This window comes from Candidatus Obscuribacterales bacterium, assembly GCA_036703605.1.
Classification (GTDB): Bacteria; Cyanobacteriota; Cyanobacteriia; order RECH01; family RECH01; genus RECH01.
On record DATNRH010001153.1, the window covers coordinates 1 to 1,296 of the forward strand.

Below are 1,296 nucleotides of genomic sequence, written 5' to 3' on the forward strand. Positions count from 1 at the left end.
AAAGTCCCTCGCAAAGAAAAGCGCCCACGCTCTTAAAGTACCTTAACGCTACTTAAGTTTCTCATTACTCTGCACACTCACCTTTCCGAACATGAGCTCCCTCCAGGACATCATCAACGCAGCCCTCCATGGTGCCCCTCCCGCACCTCCTCCTCCTCCTGAGGCCCAACTGCCGCCAGTGCCTCCCACTCTTGCAGCCCTCTGCAACACTCTCCGCAAGTCTCCTAGGGCTCCACCGCACCATTGAGCTACCAACTACAAAGATTGCCAAGATACAAGCCACCATTGCCGAACTCCACTGCAAAAAGCACTGCTCCCTATCTGATCTCGAATCCATCGCTGGCAAGCTCCAACATGCGGCCATGGGAGTCCCCGGTGGAAAAGGCCTCCTTCAGCCCTTGTACAAGCTTATGGCAATCCATCGAGTCACAAATCGTGCCATCCAGCTCCCTCCGAACTGCGCCGCCAGTCAGGCCCTCCTGGAATTCAGCACCCTTTTCAAAATAATGGGAAATCACCCCACCCATTGCAAAGAGTTGGTCCCCGGCATCCCTGCCTACATTGGGTACTGTGATGCATGCCTGCACGGAGTTGGTGGGACTGGCATGGCCACACCAACAAGCTCCATCCCATTGTCTGGCGCTTAGCTTGGCCCCCGGCCATTGTCACCCTAGTCTCCAACGCCAAAGTCACCATCAATGACTTGGAGATGGCTGACATTGTCCTCCAGTTTCTTGTTATTGCCAACTTGGTGCCCCTCCTACACACCCACTTAGCCATCTGGTGTGACAATACTTCCGCAGTTTCGTGGTCCAACCGCCTCAGCAGCAAAAGATCCCAAGCTGGTCAACACTTGGCCCGAGCCCTCAGCCTCCTCATCTGCCACCACCAGACATCCCCACTGATGCCATTCTCCATCGCCGGCAAAGACAATGACATGGCCAACATCGCCAGTCGTTCCCTCAAAGCCACTGGCGTTCCTGGCAACTATGATTGGCCTGACCACACCTTTCTCACCGAATTTAACTGTCGTTTTCCTCTAACACAGGGAGCCTCCTGGCTTCTGTATCGCCTCAGCGACAAGCTCACCACGCTCGTCTGTTCGGCGCTTCAACTTGGGCATCAACCAATGGGGTCGTGGCTCAGACCACCTACAAAGCAAGGCGCTATTGGCGCCATTGGGAAGCCCACTGCCACGACTTTAGAGTGGACCCCTTCTTCGCTAAAGTCACCCGAGACCAGCAAGTTGAGCTCCTCTGCAGCTTTGCCTCTTTCGTACGATCTGGCGGAGCAGGA

2 protein-coding genes are annotated in these 1,296 nt (G+C 55.2%); one reads left to right on the top strand and one right to left on the bottom strand.

The window, feature by feature from the left end:
• Positions 1-317 precede the first annotated feature (317 nt).
• Positions 318-527 (bottom strand): hypothetical protein, encoded by a 210-nt coding sequence (locus V6D20_23865; protein HEY9818817.1) that lies wholly within the window; start codon positions 525-527, stop codon positions 318-320.
• A 50-nt stretch (positions 528-577) separates the two neighbouring features.
• Here V6D20_23865 and V6D20_23870 point away from each other — a divergent pair.
• A partial coding sequence (locus V6D20_23870; GenBank protein HEY9818818.1) for a hypothetical protein occupies positions 578-1,296 on the top strand: 719 nt, incomplete at its 3' end.

What these genes read in the sequence shown, in the direction of transcription:
- V6D20_23865 (HEY9818817.1), bottom strand. Translation starts at nt 527, where the DNA reads ATGGGTGGGGTGATTTCCCATTATTTTGAAAAGGGTGCTGAATTCCAG.